Genomic DNA, 762 nt, shown 5'->3' on the forward strand with positions numbered 1-762 from the left:
CGCAACTTTTGGCTTGCCGCGCCCGTGTCCCCGGAATCCATTTGACTCCTCCCCGATTCTGATTCGACTCAAGGCCATCCCCAGCTTTAACCACCCCGCGCGCTTGTGCACCCCCGCAAAACTCCATCTAGTGCGCAACCAGGACGAGTCCCGCGACATGTTGCGTGAACGGAACGGGACTCACAGGAGAGTCAGCGATTCGGCCGCGATTCGTTCTAGAGTCGTTCCGAAGCTTAAAGCGAACGGGAAAAGCGTCGCAAAGTGAGACAGTTGCGCGGAATTTTTCTCCCTCGCCCCGCTTGCGGGGAGAGGGTCGGGGTGAGGGGGAGTCTCCGCGCGGGCGGTGACAGATGGACTCGCGGAGAGCCCCCCTCACCCGGCGCTTCGCGCCGACCTCTCCCCGCAAGCGGGGCGAGGTGACTTCCAAGCGCTTCGCGCGTCAGCTTGCAACCAAGCCCCCTCACCGCCCCGGATAGCACTGACATTCGCCCAAATCGCCATTACCTATTCCCCCAGACATGGCTTTTTCCTCCTCCCCCTTCGCCTCCGAGCGCGCACCCGGTGCGGGCGTCACTGCGGTGCTCGGTCCGACCAACACCGGCAAGACCCATCTCGCCATCGAGCGGATGCTGGCGCATCCCTCCGGGATGATCGGCCTGCCGCTGCGCCTCTTGGCGCGCGAGGTCTACAACAAGATCGCGGCCAGAGCCGGCGAGGCCAGCGTCGCGCTCGTCACCGGCGAGGAGAAGATCAAGCCGAGGA

Annotated in this window: 1 protein-coding gene; it reads left to right on the forward strand. The window is 64.4% G+C overall.

Annotated features, from left to right (window positions below; all coding sequences use genetic code 11):
* Positions 1–518: 518 nt before the first annotated feature.
* Positions 519–762: DEAD/DEAH box helicase family protein (locus HZZ13_RS36330; RefSeq protein ID WP_197964214.1), on the forward strand; the 244-nt coding region annotated here is incomplete at its 3' end.

Source organism: Bradyrhizobium agreste (assembly GCF_016031625.1).
In the GTDB taxonomy this organism is placed as follows: Bacteria; Pseudomonadota; Alphaproteobacteria; order Rhizobiales; family Xanthobacteraceae; genus Bradyrhizobium; species Bradyrhizobium agreste.